Below are 26,227 nucleotides of genomic sequence, written 5' to 3' on the forward strand. Positions count from 1 at the left end.
CCGGGCACGACGGGAGCTCGTGCGCAGGTCAGCCCGCGTCGACGCGGTGTCTCGTCCAGTCGCGCAGTTCGTCGAACGGGATCGGGTACGACCACAGGTATCCCTGGGCGTAGTGGGCGCCGGCACCGGCCAGCGCGGCGGCCTCCGCCGGGCACTCGATGCCCTCGGCGATGACGTCGAGGTCGAGGGCGCGCGCCATCGCGACCGCCGCGTCGAGCATGGCTTCGAGCTGCGGATCGTCGTGTCCGGTCGAGGCGGTGACCACCGAGCGATCGATCTTCACCAGCGCGAGATCGAGGTCGCGCAGCTGCGCGAGGCTGGACCAGCCGGTGCCGAAGTCGTCGAGTGCGATCCGGGTGCCCAGTTCGATCAGCCGGTGGGTCGCCGCGAGGACGTGTCGCTCCGGCACCACCCGCTCGTTGATCTCCAGGATCAGGCGCGACGGGTCGAGACCCGAGCGCTCCACCGTGCTCTCGACCACGTGCGGCAGCTGCGGATCGGCGAGATCCTCCGAGGCGAGGTTGACCGACACCCAGCCGAGGTCCGGGGAGCCCGCGAAGTCCGCGCAGGCGCGGCGCAGCACGAGCCGGGCGAGGTCGGGGAGCATCCCCAGGGCCTCGAGGTGCGGCAGGAAGTCGGCGGGCGTCAGTTCCTCGCCGTCCGGTCCGGCGATCCGGGTGAGCGCCTCCGCGCCCACCATCGCACCGGTGGCGAGGTCGAGCACGGGCTGGTAGCGCACCTCGATGTTCCCACCGTCGATCATCGAGCGGATGTGCCGGGCGAGCGCGACCCGCTGCTGCTGGGGCGCGCGCAGGCCCGCCGAATGCGCGACGGTGCGGTTACGGCCGTCGCGTTTGGCCTGGAGCAGCGCGAGATCGCCATCGATGAGCAACTGCGTGATCCCGTCGTCGGTGGCGCCGGACTCGACCAGCCCGATCGAACAGGTCACCGTGACGTGCAGGCCGTCGACCTCGACGCCCTCGGCGAGCGCTGCGCGCACCCGCTCGGCCCACTCCTCGGTGGGGTCGGACGCGTCGACGTGGGGGCGCAGCACGACGAACTCGTCGCCGCCCAGGCGGGCGACGAGATCGGTGCGCAGGCTCGCCGCCTGCAACCGGCGGGAGACCACCTGCAGGACCTGATCGCCGAGTTTGTGCCCGAGGGAGTCGTTGATCCGCTTGAAGGAGTCGAGGTCGATCCAGAGCACGGCGAGCACCGCACCGTCGGCGCGGCGCTGCTCGACGACGGCCGTGGCGCGTTCGATGAAGCCGGCGCGACCCAGGAGGCCGGTGAGGTCGTCGTGATCCGCGCGCCAGCGCAGTCGCCGGTTGAGCTCCCGGATCTCCGATTCCGCATGCCGTCGCGCGGTGATGTCGGTGTGGGTCCCGATGACCCGGGTCGGCGTTCCGTCCGGCCCCGTCTCCACCGCACGGCCGCGATCGAGCACCCAGACCCATTCGCCGGAGCGCGTCCGCATGCGGTGCTCGGTGGAGAACTCGCGGGCGCGGCCGTCGGCGACCTCCCGGATCGACTGCCACGAGGTCGCGAGGTCGTCCGGGTGGACGCGGTGCATCCATTCGCCGACCGTGGAGCCGATGTCGTCGTGGCCGTAGCCCAGCATGGCCTTCCACTGGTCGGAGTAGAACACGACGCCGGTGGTGAGGTCCCAGTCCCACATGCCGTCGCCGGCGCCGTCGATCGCGAACTGCCACCGTTCCTCGGCGCGCCGGAGCAGGGCCTGATCGCGGCGGGCGTCGGTGACGTCGCGCGAGATGCCGATCAGGCCGACGATCTCGCCGTCGGCGTTGCGGTAGGGCGCCTTGTTCGCCACGAAGGTGCGCGGCTCCTGGTCCGGCCCCGCGACCATGATCTCCTCGACCTCCCGGCCGACGCCGCTGTCCATGATCGCGCGGTCCGTGGCCATGAGCTGGTCGGCCACGGCGGGGAAGACGAGAGTGTCGTCGGAGCCGATCGCGAGCGCCTCCGGAACGCCGGCGAGTTCGGCCACCGGCGTGTTGAAGTACAGGTACCGGCCCAGCCGATCCTTGATGAAGATGTGGAACGGCGCCGTGTCCATCACGGCCTGGAGCAGACCCGACACCCGTTCGGACCGCACTGCCGACTCTTCGGCCCGGGCGCGGAGCCGGTACTGCGCCTCGCTCATCGCGCGCACGGAGGCCACCCGCTCGGAGATGTCGCGGGTCAGGCCGGCGATGTAACGACGACCGTCGATCACGTGGAAGTACAGATGCGCCTCGACGGGGAACGTGCTGCCGTCCTTGCGGCGGTGCATGGCTGGGATCACCAGCATCGTGCCTGCCATGGCGAGCTCCCAGTTGTGGCGGGCCTCGCCGACCGTGACCTGGACGATGTCGAGCGCGTTCATGCGGAGCAACTCGGCACGGGTGTAGCCGGTGCTCGTGCACGCGGCGTCGTTCACCATGACCAGCCGCCCGTCCTCGTCATGGACGAAGAACCCGTCCAGCGAGTGCTCGACGAAGGCTCGGCTCATCTCCCCGATCACCGGGGGAGCGTTCGGCGGTGCCGGAGGGTGCGGTGTCGCATCCGGGGTGGTACTCATCGTCTCGCCGGGGCCGCTCCGGCACGGATGCGGTCGATCACCCGCTGTATGCGCAGTCCGTGCTGCACGTCGAGTGGGTGGTCCTCGCCGGTGGCGATCGCACCGAGGAACTCGTCGAGCAAAACCCGGAAGCACTCCGTCGACGGGGTGTCGCGGCGGTCGAGCAAGGCGAGGCCCTGCTGCGAGTGCGCGGACACCCGCATCACCGTCGGCACGACGGGGGTGCGCAGCGACAGTGAGACGGACGATGCGGCGCCGTCGGCGTGGGTCAGCTGCGCCGCCCAGGTATCGCTGGGAGCGTCGTAGCGCGCCGCCTCGACGGTCGCGATGGGGCCCGCGGCCGCGTCGAGCAGATCCAGGATGTGCGGGCCCACGTCGAAGAGCGCGCCCTCCTCCTGCCGCCACGCGGACGCGGCGAACTTCCCGGCGAGCGCGGCACCGGAGAGCCACTGCGCCTGCGCCGCGACCGGGCGCAGTTCGGCTGCGGCGGCGAGGAACTCCCGGGTCTCGGGGGCGAACCGTCGGGTGAAGGCGACGATCGACCGGACGCCGGCCTCCGCGACGCTCTCCGCGAGCGCAACGGCGCCGTCGAGGTCGAGGGCGATCGGCTTGTCGAGGATCAGGTGCCGACCCGCCCGCGCGGCCTGCGCGGCGAGCGGAGCCTGCACGTTCGGCGGTACGGCGAAGGCCACGGCGTCGACGGCGCCGAACAGCGCGTCGGGGGTCTCGAAGGACCGGGGGAAGACCTCGGCCGCGGCCGCGGGATCGCGGGCCCACCCGCCCACGAAGTCGACGCCGGGATGGGCGGCGAGGGAGGGCGCGTGCGTCTCCCGTGCCCATGGCCCCGCGCCGACCAGACCGATACGCACACTCACCCGCCTGAGTCTGCCATGGAGCCCTCGCGACCGAGCACCGAGTGGCGGCGACCGTAGAGGAGGTAGATCGCAACGCCCAGGGCGAACCAGATCAGGAAACGCAGCCACGTCGCCACCGCGAGATTGAGCATGAGGTAGACGCAGGCCAATCCGGACAGAACAGGGATCAGTGGCGAGAAGGGGACCCGGAACGGCCGGGCGAGGTCGGGCTTGGTCCGGCGCAGGATCGGCACGGCGAGCGACACCAGCAGGAAGGCGAACAGCGCGCCGATGCTGACCATCTCGGAGAGCGCCTCGATCGGGATGAAGCCGCCCATCAGGGCGCACACGATCACGACGATGACGGTGAGCCGCGTGGGCGTGCCGAACCGCGGCGAGACCTTCGCGACCGAGGGCGGGATCAGGCCGTCGCGCCCCATGGCGTAGCCGATCCGCCCCATCGTCACCAGTTCGACAAGGATCACCGAGGTCAGGCCGGCGACGGCGGCGATGGCGACGAGATCGCCCGCCCAGGATGCGCCGACCACGTCGAAGGCCTTCGACAGCGGTGCACTGGAATCGATGTCGGTGTACTTGACCATGCCGGTGAGCACCACCGAGACGAGCACGTAGAGCAGCGTGCACGCGACGAGCGTGCCGATCAGTGCCCGAGGCATGTCGCGGCCGGGCCGGCGGGCCTCCTCACCGAGGTTGGCGACGGCCTCGAAGCCCGTGTAGGCGAAGAAGACCACGGCCGCGGCGGTGAGGATGCCCGCGACGCCGAAGTGCGACGGTGCGCCCCCGAGGATCGTCTCGATCAGCGGCCGGTCGAGTGCTTCTCCACCGGACTCCGCCGGCACGGACTCGGGGATGAACGGAACCAGGTTGGACCGCGTGATGAAGAAGGCACCCACGATGACGACGAAGACAGAGATCGCCACCTTGACCAGGACCAACATGTTGGTCACCCGGGCCGACTCCCTGATCCCGACGGTGGCGACGACGCCGAGCACGACGATGATCACGATCGCGCCGACGTTCACGGGCGCCTCCTCCGTGAACCACTGCGGAGGCAGGTGGAACAGATCCGCCAGGTACCCGGACCAACTGCGCGAGACGACGGCCGCGCCCAGCCCGAACTCCAGCAGCAGGTCCCAGCCGATGATCCATGCGAAGACCTCACCGATCGTGGCGTACGCGTAGGTGTACGCGCTGCCGGCTGTGGGCACCGCCGCCGCCAGTTCGGCGTAACAGAGCGCGGCGAACAGGCTGACCACGCCGGCGACGATGAACGAGATCGCGATGCCGGGACCGGCGTTCACCTTGGCCTGGACGCCGGTCAAGGTGAAGATGCCCGTCCCGATCACGATGCCGACACCGAAACCGATGAGGTCGAACAGGCGCAGGTCCCGTCGCAGTCCGCCGTCGGCGGCGCCGTCGGCCTTGATCCTGGCGAGAGGTTTCGTCCGCAGGAGGTCCATTCCGCGGGACGCTACTCCGTCACTGATCCGTTCGCACCGCTATCGGATCGGCGGCGCGCCGCCCGTCACGCCGAGGCGAACGCGGCCTTCGCCTCGACGATGAACCGCTCGACGTCCTCCTCGGTGTGGAGATCGAGGATCGGCGCGGGCTCCGAGAGCAGGCCGAACAGCGCGGCGCCCACGGCGTCGTCGGCGACCGCACCGGCGAAGAGCAGGCCGGCGGCGAAGGCGTAGTCCGGGTCGCCCAGGAACAGGCGGGTGACCTCCGCGGCCGCATGACCGCGTTCCTCCCAGTGCCGGTCGAACTGGTCCGTGATCCACTCGGCGGTGAAGGCTCCGCCGTCCGCGCCTCGGTGTTCGAGGGCCTTGGCCAGCGCCGCCACCTGGATCAACCCGGTCTGCGCGCCCTGCCCGGCGATCGGATCGAAGGCGATCGCGGAGTCGCCGAGGGCGAGGACCGGGCGGCCGCCGCGGGTGTGGCCGACGCCCTGGCGCACCGTCGGGGTCACGGCGCCGCGCAGCCACGAGTGCGGGTCCTGCTCGATCACGCGCAGCTTCTCGATGTCCGGCAGATCGTCGGGGAAGTAGTCCCGGTAGATGCTCACGACCACGTCGAGCGCGCTCTGCGCATCGGTCACCTCGCCCCACCGCTGGACCCAGTCCCCGTCGGGCTTGGCGAACCCGAGCACGCTCCACGACGGGCCCGCGTCCTTGTGCCAGTACGGGCCGATCCAGATCTCGCCGTGGTCGGTGTGCAGGTTGAACACGTTGTGCGCGCCGGCACCGTGCCCGCGGGCGGTGAAGACGTCCGCGCCGTGGCCGAGACCGGTGAAGGCGGCGGCCAGCAGGTGGCGCTGCGGGGAGCGGTAGACGGTGCGCGACTCGTCGACCGGGAACAGGCTCGACAGTCCGCCCTTGCCGGTCGAGACGATGGTGAGATCGTGCGCCGCCGCGATGGCGTCGAGATTCTCGGGCGTGACCGTTTCGACATGGAAGGCGCCACCGGCCTGCTCGAACAGGCGAATGCGGTCGTGGGCGCGCAGCCGCACGTCGATGCCCGCCGCGGTGTAGGTGAAGTCGGGGTCGAAGGCGAGCACCTGCTCCAGTGCGCCCGGCTCGCCCGTGTTCAGGCGGGTGTTCATGCCGGTGGAGAGCGGCGCGTCGGGGTAGAGCTCCTCGACGAGCGTGTGGTCGACGTCCCGCGAGTGCCCGAACAGGACGGCGGTGCCGGTGGCGGGCACGGCGTCGCGCAGTTGCTCCGCGGTGCGGTCGCTGTAGAGGTCTACCGGGTGCCCGGCGCGGGCGAGGACGAGCGCGGCGGTGGCTCCCACCACTCCGGCGCCGATGATGGCGATGCGTGCCTGGGTCATGGTCGTGCCTTTCGGTGGTCGGACTGTTCGGGTGTCTACTTCTGCGAAGGGGAGTCGGTGGTCGGGGTGCGGGCGCCCGCGTTCCAGGCGTAGGGCAGGTCGGCGCCGTTGAGCAGCAGATCGCCGATCGCCCGGGCCTTCTGGATGGCGGGGTTGTGCACGGCGAGGGTGCGGGCGTTGCGCCAGTGCCGGTCCAGCCGCAGGTCGGCGTCGACGATGGACGCGCCGCCGACCTCGAAGAGGTCGTTGGTGGCCTTGAGCACGGTGTCGATCACCGCCAGCTGGGCGTGCGCCGCGGCCAGCTCGGCCTCGGGCAGCAGGTCCTCGTGCACATGCCGGTCGGCGAGGGTGGCGTCGAGTACGTCCGCGACGGCGAGCACGGACTGCTTCGCCGACCACGCCGCGCTCGAGAGCCGGCCGATCACCTGCTGGACCAGCGGATCGTGGCGCTGCAGATCCGCGGCGGCGTGCGAGAAGGTGCGGGTGCGGGCCCGCACCCAGGCGACGGTGTCGTCGGTGGCGCGCTGCGCGATCCCCGCGAGGCCCGCGAGTTGCACCAGCTGCAGGTACGAGGTGGCGTACGTCGCGCCGGGCGCGCCGTAGCCGGGGCCGAGCAGCCGGTCCGCGGGGACGGTCACGTCGGTGAAGACGGTGGTGCCGCTGGCGGTGAGGCGCTGCCCGAAGCCGTTCCAGTCGTCCACCCGCTCGACGCCCTCGGCGGTCGCGTCGACGAGCACGCCGACGCGCTCCCCGTCGAGGTCCGCCGCGACCACGATCTGGTCGGCGTACAGGGTGCCGGTCGAGTAGAACTTGGTGCCGTTGAGCCGGTAGCCCCCGTCGTCCTGCTTCGTCAGGGTGGTGGCGTACCCGCCGACGGACCCGGTGCCCGGCTCGGTGATCGCGTTGCCGACGACTGTGCCGTCCACCACCGCGCGGAGCCACTCGTCGCCGGCCGGGGTGTTCGCCAGGCGCTGGTCCTCGACGAAGTTGACGTGCACGCGCAGCGCCTGCGGGATGTTCGAGTCCGCGGCCGCCAGGTTGATCACCTGCCGGAAGAGCTGGCGCAGGGTCACGCCGCCGCCACCGAGTTCGACCGGGACGCGCAGGGCCGTGAAGCCCGCGGCCCTGAGCTCGGCGATGGGCTCGTGTACGAGCTCACGGTCGCGTTCACGGGCGACGGCGCCCTCTGCGATCCGGGCGTAGACGGGACCGAGTCGCGCATCGAGCTCGGCGTCGGAGGTGGGCGTGGTGAGCGAGGTGGTCATGGCCGACAACTGTGGTCGGCGAACGATCTGCTGGCGAGGGTTCGCCGCGCGGTGAACGTATTCCGGCGCATCGATACGGCGGGGTGGCCTAGGTTCGACGCATGGCACGCCGGTTCGCGCACGCACTGTCCCTGTCCGTCCTGGGAGCGCTCGTCGCCGGATCGGTCCTCGCCGCCCCGGCGAACGCGACGGATCCGTCGACGGTGCCCACCGCCGAGGAGCGCCTCTACTCCGCCGGCGACGTCCCCGAGCGACTGGTGACCGGCGCCGGGTTCGAGCGTTTCGCGCGCGATCTCGACCGGGCGTTGGACCGGGCGCGCACCGTCGACGAGGCGGAGCGCGCCGCCGACCGGCTCGCGCGGGAGCTGTGGAGCGCCGCGGTGCGCCGCGCCCGCAGTGGCACAGGTGGTTTCGCGTCCGACGATCGCCCGCTGTACTGGGCGCGGCTGGCGATGATCCGCTCCGTGCGCGACTGGCGGCCGGGCTTCGCGGTGCCCGCCGCCCGCCGGTCCGCGATCGTGACCGCCATCGACGAGGTCTCGCGCGGGCAGCGCCGCGCACCCTCGGGCCGGACCGTGCTCGTCACCGGGTTCGACCCGTTCCGCCTCACCCGGGACATCCGCCAGGGCAACCCGTCCGGCGCCATCGCGCTCGCTCTCGACGGCACCCGGATCGACACCCCGGAGGGACCGGTCACCGTGGTGGCGATGACGTTCCCCGTGCGGTGGCGCGACTTCGGCGCGGGCATGGTCGAACGCGCCGTGACGCCGTTCCTGCGCCCCGCACCCGCACGCGCCGTCGGTTTCACGACGGTCAGCCAGGGCCGGCCGGGCAAGTTCGATCTCGAGGCGATCAACGGCGTGTGGCGCGGCGGCGCGGTGGACAACGAGGCCGCGTGCTTCCGCGGTCGCGCGCCCGTCGCCGGTGACGCGCCGGAGTGGACGCGCAGCACCCTGCCGATGGCGGCGATCACCGCAGCGGCGCAGGGCCGGTACCCGGTGGTCCGCAACCCCGAGATCGCCTACGCCACCGGGGCGAATCCGCCGACCACGACCGCGTGCGACCTCCCGCCGCTGCCGTCCACGACCACCTCGGCCGAACCGCCCGCGGGCGGTCTCGCCCGGCAGGGCGCCGGCGGTGACTACCTCTCCAACGAGATCGGTTACCGCGTCACCCTGGTGCGCGACCGGCTCGCGGCGCCGGTGCCCGGCGGGCATCTGCACACCCCGGTCCTCGACGGGCTTCCGGCCGACCGTGCGATCACGGAATCCGCGGCCTACCGCGCGAACCTGGCGGCGATCATCGCACAGGCGCGCGCCGTGGTGGGGGTCGTCGCGCAGGGCTGACGGCGGCTTCCGGCGTGTTCGTGCGCGAATCCACCCCGCCGCGCGGTAGAACCTGTTACAACTAGAACACGTTCTGCCGAGCTGGATGGGTTCGCAGGTCAGGAACAGGAGTGCGCATGAAGTTCAACCTCGCCGATGTCTTCGAGGCGGTCGTCGACGCGGTGCCGGAGCGGATCGTCTTGAGCTACGAGGGGGCGCAGACCTCCTACGCCGAGATGGACTCGCAGGCCAACCAGGTGGCGCATCTGTTCGCCGCGAACGGGATCGGCGCCTTCGATCACGTCGCGCTGTTCCTCAAGAACAGCGTCGAGCACGTGCAGTCCCTGGTCGCCCTCATCAAGATCCGCGCCGTGCCGGTCAACGTCAACTACCGGTACACCGGCTCCGAGCTGGAGTACATCTTCACCAATTCCGATGCGCGCGGCATCGTGGTCGAGATGGCCGAGCACCAGCGCACTCTCGCCGATCTGGTGGGCAAGCTGCCGGACCTGCGCACGGTGTTCGTGGTGGGGGAGATCGTGCCCGAGCTCGCCGCCGCCGTCGACGGTCTGCCCGACGTCGCGCTGGTGCCCTTCGCCGACGCGGCCGCCCAGCCCACCTCGCGCGACTTCGAGGAGCGCACCGGCGAGGAGCACTACATCATCTACACGGGCGGCACCACGGGCTACCCGAAGGGCGTCGTCTGGCAGCACGACGACTTCTTCCGCAAGCCGCTCTCGGCCGGCGTGCCCTACGGCGGCGAGCCGCGGCAGAACCTCGCGGAGGTCGGGCAGGGCGCCAAGGACTTCCCGCCGTTGGCCTTCCTCATCGCGGCGCCCCTCATGCACGGCGCCGCGGCGTACTCGCTGTTCACGTTCTTCGTGCTCGGCTCCCGCATCATTCTCGAGCGCGATTTCAAGGCCGCCGAGATCGTCCGCAACATCGGTCGCGACCAGACCCAGACCATCCTCATCGTGGGTGACGCCATGGGCATCCCGCTGGTGGAGGAGATGGAGAAGCAGAAGGACACCGCGGACTTCTCGTCGCTGTTCTCGATCACCTCGGGTGGCGCCATCTGGTCCAAGCACGTCCGCGACCGGATGGCCGCCATCAAGCCGGAACTGATCCTGCGCGACAACTTCGGCGCCTCCGAATCCGGCAACGACGGCGTGATGACCCTCGACGAGAACGGCAACCTCAAGGCGCCGCCCACCGAGAAGATGATGGTCGTCGACGAGTCCTTCGCGCAGATCACCACGCCCGGGGAAGTCGGCTACATCGCCCGCGTGGGCAACGTGCCGCTCGGCTACTACAACGATCCCGAGAAGTCGGCGCGCACCTTCCCGACGCTCGCCGACGGCCGGCGGATCTCGGTGCTCGGCGACATGGGCTACCCCGCCGACGACGGCGGCATCGTCTTCCTCGGCCGCGGCAGCCAGTGCATCAACACCGGCGGCGAGAAGGTCTACGCCGAGGAGGTCGAGGCCACGCTGCACGGACATCCCGCGATCTCCGACGCACTCGTGGTGCCGGTCCCCGACGCCCGCTACGGGCAGCGCGTGGCCGCGGTCGTCTCCGTCGCGGAGGGCAAGGAGCGGCCGTCGATCGAGGACGTGCAGACCTTCGCCCGCGGCGAGCTGGCGGGCTACAAGGTGCCGCGCACCATCGTCTTCGTCGACCAGGTCAAGCGCACGCCCGCAGGCAAGGCCGACTACCGCTGGGCGAAGTCGACCGCCGAGGTGGCCGCGCAGTCCGAGCAGCCCGCCTAGGCGGCCGCGGTCAGCGCGACCGCACCCAGTCCAGGTACGCGGCGCCGCGCGGCGAGAGCTCGTAGCCGACCTCGTGGCTGATCGTCAGTCCCATGCCTTTGAGCGTGCGGATGTCGGCCTTCATGGGCAGCAGCTCGACGCCGCGCTGCGCGGCGAGCTCCTTGGAGACCACCCGCGGGTGATCGCGGATCCAGGTGAGGATCTCGCGCGTCCACGGACCGCTCTCGCGGGCGTCGAGCCGGGCGAGACGCTGCGCGATGGCTTCCAGCGCGGCGTCGTCCGGCAGTTCCTCCCGCAGCGCGATTCGAGGGTCCTCACCGGCCCATTCGAGGTGGATGCGGTACACGTGCTCGCCGCCCCGCCCGGAACGCTCTCGACGGGGTGCGCCGGGATCGCGGGGCCGCAGCGCCCGGCGCAGGGCGGCCGCGTCCTTCATGCCCGCGGCGCGGGCCGCGCGATCGGAGATCTTCTCGACGTCCGGCACCCGGGTGACGCGGGTGAACCGCAGCAGGCCCGCCGGTGTGAGCTGGGTGCCGCCGACCTTGACCCGTGGGGCGTCCCAGCGGCGGTACTGCGTGGTGACGCGGCCGTCGCGGACGCCCTCGGCGGTCGCCTTCGGAATGAGCATGGCTTCAGTCTGCGCGTCGTGCGACCACGTCGCGGCAGATCTCCATGTGCCCGGTGTGCTGCGTGAGTTCACGCAGCATGTGCGTGAGCACCCACTCCGGCGTCGCCTCGGCGGCGTTGCGCCGAGTGGTCCCGGTGGCGGTGGGATTGCGGATCCCGGTCGCCGCCACCGCTGCCCAGCGCGGGAGGTCCGTGCGCAGCCGCGCGACGATCGCGCGCGCCTCGTCGACGGTGCCGCGCGCGTGGAACTCCGCGGCACGGTCGCGGGGGATGTCCTCGCCGGCCATGAGCGATCCGCCCCAGTAGCCGAGCGCTCCGCCGACGTGCGTGATCAGCGCGAACACCGAGTTCACCCCGGGCACGGGAGGGGCGGCGTTGACGGTCTCGTCGTCCAGATCGCCCAGGACGCGCTCGACGGTGTCCAGCGTCTCGGCGGCGACGTCGAGGAACGCCGCGATCTGCCCCTCAGTCGCGGCCACGCGCGAACCCCGCGATCGAATCGAGCAGATCGTCGAAGAAGGCCGCCTGATCGGTGGCGACCGCGATCTGCGCGGTATCGGGCCGGTTCCATGCCCCGTGCACGTCGGCGAGCGTGGTGCCGCGCGTGAGTGAGCCGGTGAGCTCCACGTCCACCGGGTAGGTGCGGGTGCGCACGATGCCCGGGTCGAGCGCGACGGCGGCGGCGAACGGATCGTGCATGTGGGCGATGTACCCGAGGTCGTGGTCGCGGTGGAACTCGAAGTAGAACCGCACGGCGTCCGACAGCGCCCGGACCACGGGATCGCTCGCGGCCGACCGCGTCCCGTCGGCGTCCTCGGGATCGAGGCACTCGGCGGGGGTGCTGCCCGCGGCGTCCGCGAGGCGCAGGACGTGATCGGGGGTGAGCTCGATGGTCTCGGTGAGATCGAGTGGGCACAGGATCGGCAGCGGGGTGCCGGTGCCGTCGAGTTCGCCGTAGGCGCGCAGCACCTCCCACAGCGATTCGGGGTCCACCGCGACGTTCCACTCGGAGGTGGGCGTGGTGTTGCCGGGGTGCCAGAAGACGCCGCCCATGATGACGAGCCGGCGCAGCCGGGTGAGGATCCCCGGATCATCGCGCAGGGCCAGCGCGAGATTGGTGCACGGCCCGGTCACGAGCGCGACCACCTCACCCGGGTGGGCGCGAGTGAGGTCGGACCACGCCTGGGCGCCCGAGATCTCCGACGGCGCGCGAGTCGGCGTCGGCAGCGCGGCGTATCCGACGCCGAACGGGCCGTGCGTCTCCTCCGTGGTCATCAGCGGCGTGGACAGCGGGGCGTCCGAACCGGGGAAGACGTCGATATCGGTGCGCCCCAGCAGCTCGAGCCAGCCGAGATTGTTCTCCACCACCTGCGGCGCGGGCACGTTGCCGGCCGTGGAGACGATGCCGAGCAGGTTCACCTCGGGCTTGCTCAGCAGGTACAGCAGGGCCAGGGAGTCGTCGACGCCGGTGTCGCAGTCGAACAGGACCTTCGTTTCCGCCACGCCGTCGACCCTAGCGCCCGGTCCCGGCGAGCGGGGCGGCCCGTCACCACGGCGAGGGCTTGTAGTCCTTGAGGAAGCAGCCGTAGAGGTCGACGCCGTTCTCGCCCTGAACGATCGGGTCGTAGACGCGGGCGGCACCGTCGACGAGGTCGAGCGGCGCCCGGAAGCCCTCCTCGGCCAGGCGCATCTTCGTGTGGTGCGGCCGTTCGTCGGTGATCCACCCGGTGTCGACGGCGGTCATGAGAATGCCGTCCTGTTCGAGCATCTCGAGGCTCGAGGTGCGGGTGAGCATGTTGAGCGCCGCCTTGGCCATGTTGGTGTGCGGGTGGCCGGGCCCCTTGTAGCCGCGGCCGAACTGGCCCTCCATCGCGGAGACGTTGACCACGTACTTGCGGCGGGCGGGGGAGGCCGCCAGCGCGGGGCGCAGCTTCGAGATCAGGATGAAGGGCGCCACCGAGTTGCACAGCTGCACCTCGAGCAGTTCGAGCGGCTCCACCTCCTCGACGGTCTGCACCCACGAGTTGGTGTGCACGAGGTCGGGGAGCAGCCCGCCGGCGTCGATCGCCGTGCCGTCCTCGATCCGGGCGGCCGACGAGGACCCACCGCGCAGGGCGAGGGCGGTGAGGGCGGCGGGGTCGAGCGCGGCGAGATCGCCGGAGACGCCGCCGGTGTGCCCGTCGAGCGCCTCGGTGAGCGCTGCGGGATGCGCGGAACTGGCCCGCCCGAAGCGGATGATCCGGCCGGCGAGCTCCGGCGGGACGTCGCCCGCCTCGGCGTCGACCAGCGCCGAGTACGCGCCTGGCGAGCGGCGCACCGTCTGCGCGGCGTTGTTGATGATGATGTCCAGCGGACCGCGGGCGGCGACGGCGTCGGCGAGGGCGCTCACCTGCGACGGATCGCGTAGGTCGATGCCCACGATGTGCAGGCGGTCGAGCCATTCGGCGCTGTCGGCGAGCTCGGCGAAGCGGCGGGCGGCGTCGGTGGGGAATCGGGTCGTGATGGTGAGGTCGGCGCCGTCGCGCAGCAGGCGCAGCGCGATGTACATGCCGATCTTGGCGCGGCCGCCCGTGAGCAGCGCCCGGCGGCCGGTCAGGTCGGTCGTGGCGTCGCGCTTGGCGTGACTGAACGCGGCGCACTCCGGGCACAGCTGGTGGTAGAAGGCGTCGATGCGGGTGTACGGCTGCTTGCAGATGTAGCAGCTCTGCGGTCGCGAGAGTTCGCCGGCGCTGTCGCCGGCGGTGGGGGTGGTCAGCAGGATCCCCGCGGTCTCGTCGTCGATCCGCTCCGCGTTGCCGGTGGCGGTGCGCTCGAGCACGTCGCGGTCGGCCGCCTTGACCTTCGCGCGCGCGGTCTTGCGGCGCTCGCGCTTGAGCAGCTTGAACATGTGTCCGACGGCGCGCTGCACCTCGACGGACTGGGGATCGCCGTCATCGAGGTGCGCGGCGGCCTCGAGCACGCGGTGGAACGCGGCGAGGTCCTCGGCGGAGATCGGGGCGGTGGGTTCGGGCATGGGGATGATTGTCCCTCATCGCCGGCCCGGCCCGTCGCACCCGCTTCGCGCCCGAGCGGTCCGTGCGCGTGGTCTACTCGGTGGGTGTCCACGATCCAGATCTGCGTGATGGGGGTGTCCGGCTCCGGGAAGTCGACGGTGGGGGCCGAACTGGCCGCCCGGCTGGGCCGGAGCTTCGCCGACGGTGACGACTTCCACAGCGAGGCCAACCGCGCCAAGATGGGTGCCGGTCATCCGCTCACGGATGAGGACCGGTGGCCCTGGCTGGCGACGATCGGCGCCTACCTGCGCGACGAGATGATCGCCGGGAGACCCACGGTCGTGGCGTGCTCCGCACTCAAACGTGTGTACCGGGATCGTATCCGCGCGGCCGGAGCCAGTGTCTACTTCGTGTTCCTGACCGGTAACGAGGAACTGCTGCAGGAGCGGATGAGCGAGCGGGCCGGGCACTTCATGAAGGCGGGCATGCTCGCCTCGCAGCTGGAGATCCTCGAGCCGCTCGAACCCGACGAGTTCGGCGTCACGGTCAACGTCTCGGGTGACATACCGCAGATCGTGCACGAGGCACTCGCGGATTTCGCCGCCACCGAGGTCCCCGGCATCGCCTGAGCGACGTGTTCTCGCGATGTCGTGTTCTGCGGTGGTACGTGTGCGCCCGCGCATCCGTACCGACGGAAACCGCGAGATCGTGAAGCGATCCTGTCAGTCGCGGGTCGCGATCGCGGCCGCGAGCCCGCCCGCCGCGAGCACGGCGGCGCCGCCGACCGCGACGGTGGTCAGCCCGCCGCCGAACAGCGCGTCGAGCGGTGCCCCGAGGCTCGCTCCACCGAAGATCGACACGGTGTAGAGCGAGGCGGCGGCGCCGATCGCCGGTGCCCCGAGCCGGGTCACCTCCGCGACCACCGACGGCGCAGCCAGTGCCACCGCGCCCACGAAGACGAGCAGTCCCGCACCGACCGCAAGGGTGGCGCCGGTCGCGCACAGCAGGGTTCCGGCGACCGCGAGGGTCACCGCGCCCAGGATCCGGGTGCGTGCGGGCACCTCGCCCAGGCGCAGCGTGAGCACTCCGGCCACGACCACCGCCGGCAGCGAGCTCGCGCGCAGGATCAGCAGGGTGGTCGCCGACCAGCGGCCGTCGGCGCCGAGCGCCGTGTAGAGCGCGACCAGCACGCTGAGGAAGGTCAGGCCCGTGCCGTAGAGCAGGACGAGTCGCGGCCGTCGGAGCAGCCCGGGGATGGCGCGGTGGACGGCGGTCGCCGACGGGCCCCCGCCCCGCGGAGCGGCGTCGCCCGGAAGCAGCGTGCCGATCGCGGCGGCCGCGAGTGCCGCGGCACCAGCGGCGGTGAGGAAGACCCCGGTGAGGCCGGCCGCGGGCGCGATCACTTGCGCCGCCACCTGGCTGACCACGGCGGAGGCCAGACCGGCGCCGATCGCGGCGGTGTTGAGCGGCACCCGCGCCGACACCGGCGCGGTACGGGCGATGTAGGCGAGCGCGGCCGGCGTGAACGCCGCTGCGGCCACGCCCTGGGCGACGCGCCCCAGGAGGAACCACGACGCCGACGGCGCCAGCGCGGTGAGCGCGGTGACCGCGGCGGTCGCCGCGGCGCTCGCCACCATCAGCCGGCGTGCACCGAGGCTGTCGGCGAGAGGCCCGAGCGCCAGGATGCCGACGGCGTACGCCAGGGCGAAGACCGTGCCGGCGAAGGCGTGCGTCGACGTGGAAGCTCCGGGGAGCGCGCCGATCTCGGCGGCGAGCGGCAGCACGATGTAGAGCTGTCCCACCATCGGCAGGGCCCCGAGGGCGGCGAGCACGCCGGTGCGGATCAGGGCGGGACGGGCGGTCGCGGGTGGGGTGGTCGTCGGCATGCGGCGAACGTAGCAACCGTACGGTTGGCGCGTCAACCGAACGGTTGGCGGTAGTCTGTCGGGCGTGACCGACGACGCCGGATACGAATCGACTCCCACCAGCGAGGCACTCATCGCCGCCGCCCGCACGGAGTTCACCCGGCGCGGTTTCGACGGTGCCCGCGTGGCGCGGATCGCCGCCGAGGCCGGCGTCAACAAGGAGCGCATCTACGGCTACTTCGGCAGCAAGGAGGGCCTGTTCGAGGTGGTGATGGCCAAGGCGCTCACCGAGCACGTCGAGCACAGCCCGTTCCTCGAGGGGCAGACCCTCACCGAGCACGTCATGGCGGCCTACGACCACCATCGCCGCGACCCCGAGCTCGTGCGGCTGCTGATGTGGGAATCGCTGCACTACGACGCGGACGAGGGGCGGACGCCGCCGTTCAGCGACGGTCGCCGGGAGTTCTACCGCCGCAAGGTCGAGCGGCTACGGGCCGTGACCGGCGGCACCGACGATCTGCGTGCCGCGGTCGCGCTGTACGCGGCCATCGGCCTGCAGGCGGCGCCCTTCATGATCCCGCAGCTCGGCGCGATCATCCTCGACCGGCCGATCTCGGACGACGAGGTGCAGCAGATGCTCCGCCCGCTGATCGAGCAGACCGTCCGCTTCATCGAGCAGCGCCTGACCGAGCAGGCCTGAACCTCACCCGGAGCAGGTGCTGCGCGCCGGCCGTCCGGCGAACCGGTCCTCGATCCACCGCCCGACGGTGCCCATGTCCGCCGTACTGGTGTGGCCGCCCGCACGGGGGGCCAGCTCGAGCGGCACTCCCGCCCGGCACAGGTCGGCGCTCGCGCGCAACGTCCACGCCGGGTCGACGAGATCGTCCGACCTGCCATAGACCACCAGTGCGGGGATCCCGCGGTTCGGCGTGCGCGGCAGCTGATTGCGGTCGAAGAACGCGGCGAACCGCGCGCGGACGCCGGGCTCGGGCCGCACGTCGTCGGGCACCACGCTGGACAGGTTCACCGTCGCGGGCATGCGCGCCGTGCACGAGAGCAGCGCGTCGCGCTGCGCCAGGATCGGGCCGCGCAGCACCGCCTCGGTCCGGATGCTCGGGTCGACGGCCTGCGCGCCGCGCACCAGCATCGGCGCGATCGCGTACTGCGTCGGCGAGAGCCGTCCCGCGTCGACGGCGGGCAGGTAGTCGATGCGCAGCGCGGGCGAGACCATCGCGTTGCCGGCGAAGCGCAGTTCCGGCGTCCTGGTCGGCGCGAGCTCGGCGGCCGCCTCGGTGGCCCTGCCGCCCTGGGAGTTTCCGTAGAGCACCGTCTGCGGCGTGAACCGCACGGGGAGGGTCCGCGCCGCGCGGACCGACCCGAGCATGTCCAACCCGTGCGAGGTGGAGTCGAGATACGGGTGCACGCCCTCCCCGCCGAGGCCCTGGTAGTCGGTGAGTACGACGGCGAAGCCCCGGCGCAGCAGGTCGGCGAGGTAGGGGGCGTTGCCGAACTGGTCGGGCACCGTCGTCGGGGCGCACTGCCGGTTCACGCCCGACGTTCCGTGTCCCATCGCCACCAGCGGCCGGCCGCCGGCCGGTTCGGGGCCGCGGGGCACGTACACCCCGGCGGTGACGGTGATCGGTGCGCCGGACGGGGTCCGGGAGACGTACTGGATACGGGTCGCCGTGGTGTCGCGGACACCGTCGGGCAGCGCGAGCGGCCCCTGACCGACGACGGTGCCGAGCGCGGGCGCGGGGGCCGGCGTCGCGGTCGCGGGCGATGCCGGGGCGAGCAGCGCCGTCGCGGCGAGCACCGCGAGCAGCGGGCGCCTCATGACCGCGCCTTCCGCAGGGCGCCGGTGAACATCATCGACTTGTACGGGTGGCCCACCGCGGTGTTCCACTGCGAGACCACCAGCCGCGCGGAGGCGAGCGTCGAACCGGGGACGAGGTAGCCGCCGTAGAGCTGGGCGACCCGCCCCGCGGCGTGGTCCTCGTCCTGCCAGGAGGAGCCCTGCAGCAGCGTCACGGGCTCGGACCAGCGGCCGTCGATGCGGTCGGCGAAGCGCGCCGCGATCCGGTATCCGGCGGCGTCGAAGTACGTCAGCACCCAGATTCCTTCCACGAGTGAGAGTGAGAGTTCGCCGTAGCCCCGGCCGAGTGCGAGATCGGTGGGCGGATTGCCCCAGGCCCAGCCCGTCTCCCGGGTCCAGCCCCAGGGCTCCCATTCGACGTTGAGGCCGTCGCGGAGCGTCGGCAGGGTCTTCGTCGGCATCCGGTGCAGCCGCAGCCCCTTGTCGCGGCTGAGCCCGCCGGTGGAGACGTTGTAGGTGTATCCGTCGGGTGCGGGGCACAGCGCCCACATGCACCAGGCACCGTCCGCGTGCCCGGCGTTGTACTGCGCGACCTCGCGCCAGGTGGCGGCACCGTCGTCGCTGCGCCACAGGCCCGTCTGCACCACGGTGTCGAGGCTCTGCATCGTCATGGTGTGCAGGTACAGCGACCCGTCGACCTCGATGCAGGTGGTGGGCAGGATCGTGGTGAAGCGACCGGTGTCGTGCGAGTAGTCGAGGAGCTGCCGCGCCCGCTGCGGATCGGGCCCCGCGGCGCGGCGCATGACGCCGTTGCGATCACCGAACAGGCCGACGGGGGAGCGCCAGTCGCCCGCGCCGATGCTCAGCCCCTCGAAGGTGTCGCCGAAGACGTAGAGCACCTCGTCGCCCACCCGGCAGGCGATTCCGAGGTCGGTGCCGCCGACGGCGAAGCGCGTGACCGGGGTGACGTCCCGCAACTTGTGCAGGCGTCCGGTTCCGATCGACTGGGCCACGTCGGTCAGCCTGCCAGACGACGGGCCCGTGCGCGCGCCGGAAACGCGAGGGCCGTGAAAACGGCTGTGCGCGCGGCCCCGCGGGCGCACCATGGAGGCATGGACACGTTCACGGGACGCGAACTCTACGAGGCCTTCCACGCGGATTACGACGCCGTGACCGACCGGGACGCGCGGATCTACGACGCGCAGGGCCGGCTGCTCGCGGCGGGGAGGCTGGCCGGCTTGCGGCTCGACGAGTCGAGCGGCGCGGAGGTCGTCGAGTACAGCTTCACGTCACTGCACCCGGACCTGCCCTGGGACGCCGCGCATCGCATCGAACTCGCGCCGCAGCCCGTGCAGTGAACGTCAGGCCGCGATCGCGCCGGTCGTGACCGGATCACCCTTCTTCTCGAACGCGGGCGTGCCGACCGCCAGCGCGAGTGCGGCGCCCAGCAGCACGACGTCCTTGAGGATGAAGGGATCGGGAGGCATCGCCCCGAGGTCGTAGTCGATCGAGGTGAACAGGAACGACGACGTGCCGACGAACATGCCGGCCGATCCGAGCACCGCCAGGTCGTTGGCGCGCTGGGAGGCCGTGCCGGCGACGAGCAGCGCGGTGACGCCCAACTCGACGACACCGATGGCGGAGGACACCGTGCGCAGCGGCGCGACGTCCAGGAGCCACGACATCAGCGGGCTGCGACTGATCAGCGGCTCGATCGCGTTGGCCTCCTCGGCGGTGAACTTGGCCACGCCGTTCCAGCCGATGTTGATGACCAGGCCGGCGCGGATGACGTGCAGGCCCAGGATGCTGACGTTCTTCCTTGTGATCTTCACGATGCGAGCGTAGGAGCGCGCATCCGCCCGGACGGTCGAATGGGCCGCCGGCCGTTGCGATGTCACCGTTCCGTAAGAACATCCGACGGCCCGGATACACGAAAACCCCGGCCGGAGCCGGGGTTTTCGTTCTGTGCGCGGAGGGGGACTTGAACCCCCACGTCCGTTAATAGGACACTAGCACCTCAAGCTAGCGCGTCTGCCATTCCGCCACCCGCGCTGGGAAGCTCGTTCACAGTAATCCACGCGCGCCCGCGAATCCAAATCGGCACGTCGGACCCCCTGCGGTGGCCGCCGCGGTGTCGGTGCTCCGTGATAGTCATATGGGTGTGTCTACTCCAGTGAACGCACTCGACGAGGTCGTCGAGACGGTGAGCGCCCTCATCCGCTTCGACACCACCAACACCGGTGAGCTCGAGACCACCCGGGGCGAGGCCGACTGCGCCCGCTGGGTGCAGGCCCGCCTGGAGGAGGTGGGGTACGAGACCGTGTACGTCGAGTCCGGGCAGCCCGGCCGCGGCAACGTCTTCGCCACCCTGCGCGGCGCCGATCCGAAGCGTGGCAGCCTACTCGTGCACGGTCATCTCGACGTGGTTCCCGCCGAGCCGGCCGACTGGAGCGTGCACCCCTTCTCCGGCGCCGTCGAGGACGGCTACGTCTGGGGCCGCGGCGCGGTCGACATGAAGGACATGTGCGGGATCATGCTGGCGCTCGCGCGCCAGCTCAAGTCCAGCGGCACCGTCCCGCCCCGCGACATCACCTTCGCCTTCCTGGCGGACGAGGAGGCCGGCGGTACGTGGGGCTCGCACTGGTTGGTGCAGCACCGCCCCGAGCTGTTCGCCGGTGTCACCGAGGCCGTCGGCGAGGTCGGCGGCTTCTCGCTGACCGTCGACACCCCGTCGGGCGACAAGAAGCGCCTCTACCTGGTCGAGTCGGCCGAGAAGAGCATGTGCTGGATGCGGTTGACGGCGAAGGCCCGGGCCGGGCACGGCTCGTTCGTCCACGAGGACAACGCCGTCACCCTGCTCTCCGAGGCCGTCGCGCGGCTCGGACGGCACAAGTTCCCGCTCGTGCTCACCGACAGCGTGATCGCCTTCCTGCGCGCGCTCGACCGGGAGTCCACGATCGACATCGATCTCGACGCCCCGGACCTGGAGGGGCAGCTCGCCAAGATCGGCGGTCTCGCCCGCATCGTCGGAGCCACTCTGCGGGACACGGCGAACCCGACGATGCTCAACGCCGGCTACAAGGCCAACGTGATCCCGCAGACGGCCGAGGCCGTGGTCGACTGCCGAGTGCTGCCGGGCCGCCAGGCCGCGTTCGAGCGCGAGCTCGACGAGATCCTCGGGCCGGACATCGAACGCGAGTGGATCACCAAGCTCGACTCGTACGAGACCCAGTTCGACGGTGCCCTCGTGGACGCCATGAACGAGGCGATCCTGGCGTTCGACCCCGACGGCCGCACCGTCCCGTACATGCTGTCGGGCGGGACCGACGCGAAGGCCTTCGCCAAGCTCGGCATCCGCTGCTTCGGGTTCGCGCCGCTCCAGCTGCCCGAGGACCTGGACTTCGCGTCCCTGTTCCACGGCGTCGACGAGCGCGTGCCCGTCGACGCACTGCTGTTCGGCACCAAGGTGTTCGAGCACTTCCTGATGAACTCCTGACCCACGACGAGAGGAAAGACGATGACCGCACCGTTCGATCCGTACGCCGGCCTGCCCGCGCTCCCGCAGCTGACCGTCACGTCCGCGGACTTCACCGACGGCGCCGAGCTGCCCGTCGCCCAGCGCAGCGGCATCATGGGCGCGGGCGGCGAGGACGTCTCGCCCCAGTTGTCCTGGACCGGCGCGCCCGAGGGCACCAAGTCCTACGCCGTCACCTGCTACGACCCCGACGCCCCCACCGCCTCCGGGTTCTGGCACTGGGCCGTCGCGAACATCCCCGCCTCCGTCACCTCGCTCGCCGCCGGCGCGGGCGACGGTGCGCCGGGCTCGCTCCCGGAGGGCGCCCTCACGCTGGGCAACGACGCGAGCCTGCCCCGCTACGTCGGCGCGGCGCCGCCCGCCGGACACGGCCCGCACCGGTACATCTTCGTCGTGCACGCGCTCGGCGTGGAGAAGCTGGACCTACCGGCCACCGCCACGCCCGCGTACCTGGGCTTCAACCTCTTCGGCGCCGCGATCGCCCGCGGCGCGATCACGGCCACGTACGCACAGCAGTAGCCCGTACGACGAAGGCCGCGCCCCCGGACATCGGGAGCGCGGCCTTCGTCGTCGAACGGCGCGTCAGCGATCCACGCCGACGGCCTCGGAGATCGACGCGAAGCCGTCGGCGCGCAGCCGCGCCGCCAGCTCCTTGTGCACGGAACGCGTCCACGCCGGACCGCCGTAGATGAACTGCGTGTACACCTGCACGAGCGAGGCGCCGGCGCGGATGCGCTCGTAGACGTCGTCGGCGCTGTCGATGCCGCCGACCGAGATCAGCACCAGGTCGTCGCCCACGCGGGCGGCGAGGCGCCGCAGGACCTCCAGCGAGCGGGCCTTGACCGGCAGGCCGGAGAGGCCGCCCGCGCCGATCGCCTCGACCTCGGCCGCCGGAGTGGACAGGCCCTCCCGGCTGATCGTGGTGTTCGTCGCGACGATGCCGGCGAGGCCGAGCTCCAGCGCGAGGTCGGCGACCGCGTCGACGTCCCCGTCGGCGAGGTCGGGTGCGATCTTCACCAGCACGGGCACGCTGACGGTGTCGAGCACCGCCTGCAGGACGGGGCGCAGCGACTCGGTCGCCTGCAGATCGCGGAGACCGGGGGTGTTGGGGGAGGAGACGTTGACCACGATGAAGTCGGCGAGCGGGCCGAGCAGCATGGCGCTGATCCGGTAGTCGTCGGCGGCGCCCTCGAGCGGCGTGACCTTCGTCTTGCCGATGTTCGCGCCGATGGGGACGGCGGTCGGGCCCGCGTCGCGCTTGCGCAGTTCGTTGGCGGCGGCGCCCGAGCCGTAGTTGTTGAACCCCATCCGGTTGATCAGGGCGTGGTCGTCGGGCAGCCGGAACAGGCGCGGCGTGGGGTTACCGGGCTGCGGGTGCGCGGTCACGGTGCCGATCTCGGCGAAACCGAAGCCGAGCGCGCCCCAGCCGTTGACGGCGCGGGCGTTCTTGTCGAATCCGGCGGCCAGGCCCACGGGCGCGGGGAAGCGGACGCCGAACACCGTCTGCTCGAGGATCGGATCACGATGCGCCAGGGCCCGTCGAATACCGGCGCGCACCGGCGGGACCGCCGTCGTGCCGCGGATCAGGCCGAACACCAGGTGGTGGATGCGTTCGGGCGAGACGAGGAACATCACCTGCAACAACGACCGGTAGATCGCCTGGGACATCGCCGACATGGTGCTCACAACCCCTTCGTGGCGTCCGGCGGCAGCATGCCGGACGTTTTCGTGCGTTTGCGGCGCAGCAGGACCCGCCGCGAACCGTCGGTGTACAGCCGCACACGAGAGAGCTCCCACCCGCCGAATTCGGCCTCGATGGCGAGCCGCATCGCTGCGGTCACACGCGAGACCTCCCGCGGCAATCGCAACGGCAGGAAATCGTACTCGTCCTCATCGGGGGCACTCCGGGTGCTGCTGGTCAATGTCCGTTCCCTACCGAGTGGGGATCGCCTGGATGCCGGCGCCCGTGGCCGACTGGACGTAGAGCGTCCCCGTCGTGGAGTCCACCGCGATGGCGTTCGGCTGGCGCACCGTCGGGAACAGCTTGCGCTGCTCGGGGATGCCGGTGTTGAGCGCGTAGCCGACGACCTCGTTCGTGGCGGTGCGGCTGACCCACATCAGTTCGTCGCTCTCGTCGTAGCCCACCGCCCACGGCGAGCCGGCCACCGGGTAGAGGAACTTCTGCATCAGCGGCGCGACGGTGTAGCCGATCACCTGGTTCTTGCCCGTGTCGATCGCGAACAGCCGTCCGTAGGGGTCGACGGCGGCGTTGGTGATGCCGCGCCCCACCCGCAGGCCCTTGCCGAGCTTGCCGCCCGGCACGTCGACCTCGGACAGGGAGGACTGCAGGCGGTCGACGACCGCCACGTCGCCGTCGTGCACCAGGATCCGGCTCGCCTCGACGGGGCCGGTGATGGTCTTCGGCTCGGAGGAGTCGCCGAGAACGACGATGCGGCCGTCGGACGTCCCGGCGAGGACCGAGGCACCGTCGACGCGGTACGGGGCGACGGTGAGGACCTCCCCGTCGACGTCGTAGGTCTTCCGCCCCTCCGACACCGCACCATCGGAGTCCGACGGCAGCGCGACGACCTGCTTGCCGGCCGCGACCAGGAAGCCGCCGTCCTGGTCGGGCACGACCTGACTCGGTCGAGCGGGCAATGTCGACCGCCCGGCCACCGTCAGGCCGCCGTCGACCCGGTACCGCACCACCTCGGTTCCCTCGATGGCGGCCAGCTGCCGGCTGACGGGGTCGAAGGCCAGTCCTTCGCCCGCAGCGGCGGGTGCGACCACTCCGGCCGGCGGGGTCGCCGGCTCCGGCGCGACGGCGGGCGTGGCCGGGACGATCGTGGGGCGGTCCTCGCGGGCGGGCGTCGTGGAGCAACCGGCGAGCGCGACCGTCGCGACGACGGCGAGAGCGGCGATCCGGGAGGCGAATGTGCGGGTCATGATCCCTCGAAACTACCGCCCCGGAGGCGACCCGGCTGCGGCCGGTAGCCTGCCCGGGTGGACATGACGTGGTTGCAGGCGATCGTGCTCGGCTTGGTGCAGGGATTGACGGAGTTCCTCCCCGTCTCGTCCTCGGGGCACCTGCGGATCGTCTCGGAGCTCTGGTTCGGCGACGACGCGGGCGCCTCGTTCACCGCGGTCACCCAGTTGGGCACCGAGGCGGCGGTACTCATCTACTTCGCGCGCGACATCTACCGGATCGTCCTGGCCTGGTTCCGCGGCCTGTTCGACGCCGGCGAGCGGGGTGTCGACTACCGCATCGGCTGGTACGTGATCATCGGCACGATCCCGATCGGCGTGCTCGGCTACCTGTTCAAGGACGAGATCCGCACGGCGGCGCGGAACCTGTACCTCGTCGCGACGATGCTCATCGTCTTCTCGATCGTCATCTTCGCCGCGGAGTACGTCAGCTCCAAGGTCTACGCGCACCGGCAGCGTCCGCTCGAGCAGGTCACCGCCCGCGACGGCATCCTCATGGGCCTGGCGCAGTGCCTGGCGCTGATCCCCGGCGTCTCCCGTTCCGGCGCCACGTCGAGCGCCGGCCTGTTCCTCGGCCTGAGTCGCGAGGCGGCGGTGCGCCTGTCCTTCCTGCTCGCGATCCCCGCCGTCACCGCATCGGGGCTGTTCAGCCTGCCGGACGCCTTCAAGCCCGCAGGCGAGGGACTCCACGCCTCGGGGCCGCAGCTGCTCGTGGCCACGGTGATCGCCTTCGTCGTGGGGTACGCGGCGATCGCGTGGCTGCTCAACTTCGTGGCCAAGCACTCGCTGAACTGGTTCGTCGGGTACCGCATCGCGGTCGGCTTCCTGGTGCTCGGTCTGCTCTGGGGCGGGGTCATCAGCGCGACCTGAGCGCCGCCCTCGCAGCCCCGATGAGCGGATCGCGACCGGCGCCGCGCCGGTAGGCCAGTGCGGTGTGCCGCGCCACCTCGAGTGGGGTGAGCCGCACCGCCTCCGGCACGTCGACCGCGGCGAGGTCGGGGATCACCGCCACGCCCTGCCCGGCCTCGACCAGCGCCAGCACGGCGGCGAAATCGTCGGTGCGGTGCCGCACGCGGGGCGTGAAGCCGGCGTTCTCGCAGGTCCGGACCGTGGCGTCGTCGCACATCGTGCCCACGGTGCCGGAGATCCAGCGCGCCTCCGCGCACTCGGCGAGCGTGCGCGGCCGGTCCCGGTGGGTCGCCAGGTGCACGGCCTCGTCGAAGAGGGGCTCGGTGTCGAGTCCGGGCTCGTCGCGCGCGGGCAGGCAGTCGTAGTGCTGGATCAGGGCGACGTCCAGCCGCCGGGATCGCAGTTCCTCCGGTGCCGTCGCCGGGTCGATCTCCGTCACGCGCACTCGCAGCAGGGGGTGCGCGCGGGAGAGCCGCAGCAGCGCCGGAGTGACGACGGTCCGCATCGCGGAACTGAACGTCCCGATCCGCAACTCGCCCGCCACCTCGGTGCCCAGCGCGTCGAGCTCCGCTTGCGCCTGCTCGAGGCGGGCGAGGACCGCGTCGGCGTGACCGACGAGGATGCGGCCGGCTTCGGTGAGTCGCACGCTGCGCCCGGTCCGCTCGAGCAGCGGCCGTCCGGCCTCGCGCTCCAGGGTCGCGAGCTGCTGCGAGACGGCGGACGGCGTGTAGTCCAGGGCCTGTGCGACCGCGGCGATGGTGCCGCGATGCGAGAGCTCCCGCAGCAGGCGGAGGCGATGCACATCGAGCATCACTTCACCTTACGCTCGACATCGAGATCTCGCGCTGGTGCTTG

25 protein-coding genes and 1 tRNA gene are annotated in these 26,227 nt (G+C 71.6%); 8 read left to right on the plus strand and 18 right to left on the minus strand.

Annotation, left to right across the window (positions count from 1 at the left end; all coding sequences use genetic code 11):
• Positions 1 to 28: 28 nt before the first annotated feature.
• The 5 genes from BLQ62_RS11755 to BLQ62_RS11775 all read right to left on the minus strand — a co-directional run bounded on the left by BLQ62_RS11755 (position 29) and on the right by BLQ62_RS11775 (position 7,551).
• Positions 29 to 2,512: a sensor domain-containing protein gene (locus BLQ62_RS11755; RefSeq protein WP_160126321.1), complete on the minus strand. Its 2,484-nt coding sequence runs from the start codon at positions 2,510 to 2,512 to the stop codon at positions 29 to 31.
• A 65-nt stretch (positions 2,513 to 2,577) separates the two neighbouring features.
• Positions 2,578 to 3,456, minus strand: coding sequence for a Gfo/Idh/MocA family protein (locus BLQ62_RS11760; protein ID WP_068565304.1), 879 nt, complete (start codon positions 3,454 to 3,456; stop codon positions 2,578 to 2,580).
• The gene (locus BLQ62_RS11765; protein WP_068565302.1) at positions 3,453 to 4,916 is read right to left on the minus strand and encodes an amino acid permease; all 1,464 of its coding nucleotides are present in this window, start codon (positions 4,914 to 4,916) and stop codon (positions 3,453 to 3,455) included. Before BLQ62_RS11765 ends, BLQ62_RS11760 begins: the two co-directional genes overlap by 4 nt.
• A gap of 65 nt (positions 4,917 to 4,981) precedes the next feature.
• Positions 4,982 to 6,286: a styrene monooxygenase/indole monooxygenase family protein gene (locus tag BLQ62_RS11770; RefSeq protein WP_068565300.1), complete on the minus strand. Its 1,305-nt coding sequence runs from the start codon at positions 6,284 to 6,286 to the stop codon at positions 4,982 to 4,984.
• Positions 6,287 to 6,321: 35 nt separating this feature from the next.
• Entirely contained in the window at positions 6,322 to 7,551 is a 1,230-nt protein-coding gene (locus BLQ62_RS11775) for an acyl-CoA dehydrogenase family protein (RefSeq protein WP_068565299.1), read from the minus strand.
• 101 nt (positions 7,552 to 7,652) lie between these two features.
• Between BLQ62_RS11775 and BLQ62_RS11780 the strand changes: the two genes are divergently transcribed.
• Together BLQ62_RS11780 and BLQ62_RS11785 are read left to right on the plus strand one after the other, a co-directional pair.
• Positions 7,653 to 8,897, plus strand: coding sequence for a C15 family peptidase (locus BLQ62_RS11780; RefSeq protein WP_068565298.1), 1,245 nt, complete (start codon positions 7,653 to 7,655; stop codon positions 8,895 to 8,897).
• 116 nt (positions 8,898 to 9,013) lie between these two features.
• Positions 9,014 to 10,645, plus strand: a complete 1,632-nt coding sequence (locus BLQ62_RS11785) for an AMP-binding protein (RefSeq protein WP_068534531.1) — start codon at positions 9,014 to 9,016, stop codon at positions 10,643 to 10,645.
• Positions 10,646 to 10,655: 10 nt separating this feature from the next.
• Here BLQ62_RS11785 and BLQ62_RS11790 read toward each other — a convergent pair whose 3' ends face one another.
• The 4 genes from BLQ62_RS11790 to BLQ62_RS11805 are packed head-to-tail and all read right to left on the minus strand — an operon-like array spanning position 10,656 to position 14,285.
• The gene (locus BLQ62_RS11790; RefSeq protein WP_068565297.1) at positions 10,656 to 11,273 is read right to left on the minus strand and encodes an ASCH domain-containing protein; all 618 of its coding nucleotides are present in this window, start codon (positions 11,271 to 11,273) and stop codon (positions 10,656 to 10,658) included.
• Between the two features lie 4 nt (positions 11,274 to 11,277).
• Positions 11,278 to 11,751 carry a DinB family protein gene (locus BLQ62_RS24145; RefSeq protein ID WP_068565296.1) on the minus strand — a complete coding sequence of 158 codons (474 nt, stop codon included), beginning with the start codon at positions 11,749 to 11,751 and terminating at the stop codon, positions 11,278 to 11,280.
• Positions 11,738 to 12,775: a nucleoside hydrolase gene (locus tag BLQ62_RS24150; protein WP_068534524.1), complete on the minus strand. Its 1,038-nt coding sequence runs from the start codon at positions 12,773 to 12,775 to the stop codon at positions 11,738 to 11,740. The genes BLQ62_RS24145 and BLQ62_RS24150 overlap by 14 nt, the downstream gene beginning before the upstream one ends.
• Before the next feature lie 43 nt (positions 12,776 to 12,818).
• Positions 12,819 to 14,285 (minus strand): SDR family NAD(P)-dependent oxidoreductase, encoded by a 1,467-nt coding sequence (locus BLQ62_RS11805; RefSeq protein WP_068565295.1) that lies wholly within the window; start codon positions 14,283 to 14,285, stop codon positions 12,819 to 12,821.
• 84 nt (positions 14,286 to 14,369) lie between these two features.
• Between BLQ62_RS11805 and BLQ62_RS11810 the strand changes: the two genes are divergently transcribed.
• Positions 14,370 to 14,894 carry a gluconokinase gene (locus BLQ62_RS11810; protein WP_114652554.1) on the plus strand — a complete coding sequence of 175 codons (525 nt, stop codon included), beginning with the start codon at positions 14,370 to 14,372 and terminating at the stop codon, positions 14,892 to 14,894.
• A gap of 93 nt (positions 14,895 to 14,987) precedes the next feature.
• On the opposite strand, the gene BLQ62_RS11815 is transcribed toward BLQ62_RS11810, so the two are convergent.
• Positions 14,988 to 16,151 (minus strand): MFS transporter, encoded by a 1,164-nt coding sequence (locus BLQ62_RS11815; RefSeq protein WP_160126320.1) that lies wholly within the window; start codon positions 16,149 to 16,151, stop codon positions 14,988 to 14,990.
• A 64-nt stretch (positions 16,152 to 16,215) separates the two neighbouring features.
• On the opposite strand from BLQ62_RS11815, the gene BLQ62_RS24010 reads away from it, so the two are divergent.
• Positions 16,216 to 16,830, plus strand: coding sequence for a TetR/AcrR family transcriptional regulator (locus tag BLQ62_RS24010; protein WP_068534518.1), 615 nt, complete (start codon positions 16,216 to 16,218; stop codon positions 16,828 to 16,830).
• Positions 16,831 to 16,833: 3 nt separating this feature from the next.
• Here the strand turns inward: BLQ62_RS24010 and BLQ62_RS11825 are convergent, their stop codons facing one another.
• Positions 16,834 to 17,964, minus strand: coding sequence for a lipase family protein (locus BLQ62_RS11825; protein WP_068534515.1), 1,131 nt, complete (start codon positions 17,962 to 17,964; stop codon positions 16,834 to 16,836).
• On the minus strand, positions 17,961 to 18,956 hold the full coding sequence (locus tag BLQ62_RS11830; protein WP_068565294.1) for a DUF4185 domain-containing protein: 996 nt from the start codon (positions 18,954 to 18,956) through the stop codon (positions 17,961 to 17,963). Before BLQ62_RS11830 ends, BLQ62_RS11825 begins: the two co-directional genes overlap by 4 nt.
• A 99-nt stretch (positions 18,957 to 19,055) precedes the next feature.
• Here BLQ62_RS11830 and BLQ62_RS11835 point away from each other — a divergent pair, with 99 nt between their 5' ends.
• Complete coding sequence (locus tag BLQ62_RS11835) at positions 19,056 to 19,301, plus strand: hypothetical protein (RefSeq protein WP_068534511.1); 246 nt, start codon at positions 19,056 to 19,058, stop codon at positions 19,299 to 19,301.
• A 3-nt stretch (positions 19,302 to 19,304) separates the two neighbouring features.
• Here BLQ62_RS11835 and BLQ62_RS11840 read toward each other — a convergent pair whose 3' ends face one another.
• Both BLQ62_RS11840 and BLQ62_RS11845 read right to left on the minus strand, forming a co-directional pair.
• Positions 19,305 to 19,775, minus strand: coding sequence for a DUF417 family protein (locus BLQ62_RS11840; protein ID WP_068534508.1), 471 nt, complete (start codon positions 19,773 to 19,775; stop codon positions 19,305 to 19,307).
• Between the two features lie 134 nt (positions 19,776 to 19,909).
• A tRNA-Leu gene (locus BLQ62_RS11845) sits at positions 19,910 to 19,995 on the minus strand.
• 103 nt (positions 19,996 to 20,098) lie between these two features.
• On the opposite strand from BLQ62_RS11845, the gene BLQ62_RS11850 reads away from it, so the two are divergent.
• Together BLQ62_RS11850 and BLQ62_RS11855 are read left to right on the plus strand one after the other, a co-directional pair.
• Positions 20,099 to 21,439 (plus strand): M20/M25/M40 family metallo-hydrolase, encoded by a 1,341-nt coding sequence (locus BLQ62_RS11850; RefSeq protein WP_068534506.1) that lies wholly within the window; start codon positions 20,099 to 20,101, stop codon positions 21,437 to 21,439.
• A gap of 21 nt (positions 21,440 to 21,460) precedes the next feature.
• Positions 21,461 to 21,997 carry a YbhB/YbcL family Raf kinase inhibitor-like protein gene (locus BLQ62_RS11855; protein WP_068534504.1) on the plus strand — a complete coding sequence of 179 codons (537 nt, stop codon included), beginning with the start codon at positions 21,461 to 21,463 and terminating at the stop codon, positions 21,995 to 21,997.
• A gap of 63 nt (positions 21,998 to 22,060) precedes the next feature.
• On the opposite strand, the gene BLQ62_RS11860 is transcribed toward BLQ62_RS11855, so the two are convergent.
• The 3 genes from BLQ62_RS11860 to BLQ62_RS11870 are packed head-to-tail and all read right to left on the minus strand — an operon-like array spanning position 22,061 to position 24,424.
• Positions 22,061 to 23,134 carry a quinone-dependent dihydroorotate dehydrogenase gene (locus BLQ62_RS11860; protein WP_068566191.1) on the minus strand — a complete coding sequence of 358 codons (1,074 nt, stop codon included), beginning with the start codon at positions 23,132 to 23,134 and terminating at the stop codon, positions 22,061 to 22,063.
• A 26-nt stretch (positions 23,135 to 23,160) separates the two neighbouring features.
• Positions 23,161 to 23,400, minus strand: coding sequence for a DUF5703 family protein (locus BLQ62_RS11865; protein WP_068534501.1), 240 nt, complete (start codon positions 23,398 to 23,400; stop codon positions 23,161 to 23,163).
• 10 nt (positions 23,401 to 23,410) lie between these two features.
• On the minus strand, positions 23,411 to 24,424 hold the full coding sequence (locus BLQ62_RS11870; protein WP_068565293.1) for a YncE family protein: 1,014 nt from the start codon (positions 24,422 to 24,424) through the stop codon (positions 23,411 to 23,413).
• 63 nt (positions 24,425 to 24,487) lie between these two features.
• Between BLQ62_RS11870 and BLQ62_RS11875 the strand changes: the two genes are divergently transcribed.
• A complete protein-coding gene (locus BLQ62_RS11875; RefSeq protein WP_068535829.1) occupies positions 24,488 to 25,333 on the plus strand; it encodes an undecaprenyl-diphosphate phosphatase in 846 nt (281 codons plus the stop codon).
• Here the strand turns inward: BLQ62_RS11875 and BLQ62_RS11880 are convergent.
• Entirely contained in the window at positions 25,320 to 26,183 is an 864-nt protein-coding gene (locus tag BLQ62_RS11880; RefSeq protein ID WP_068566187.1) for a LysR family transcriptional regulator, read from the minus strand. The genes BLQ62_RS11875 and BLQ62_RS11880 overlap by 14 nt on opposite strands.
• Positions 26,184 to 26,227 lie beyond the last annotated feature (44 nt).

It is taken from the genome of Tsukamurella pulmonis (genome assembly GCF_900103175.1).
Classification (GTDB): Bacteria; Actinomycetota; Actinomycetes; order Mycobacteriales; family Mycobacteriaceae; genus Tsukamurella; species Tsukamurella pulmonis.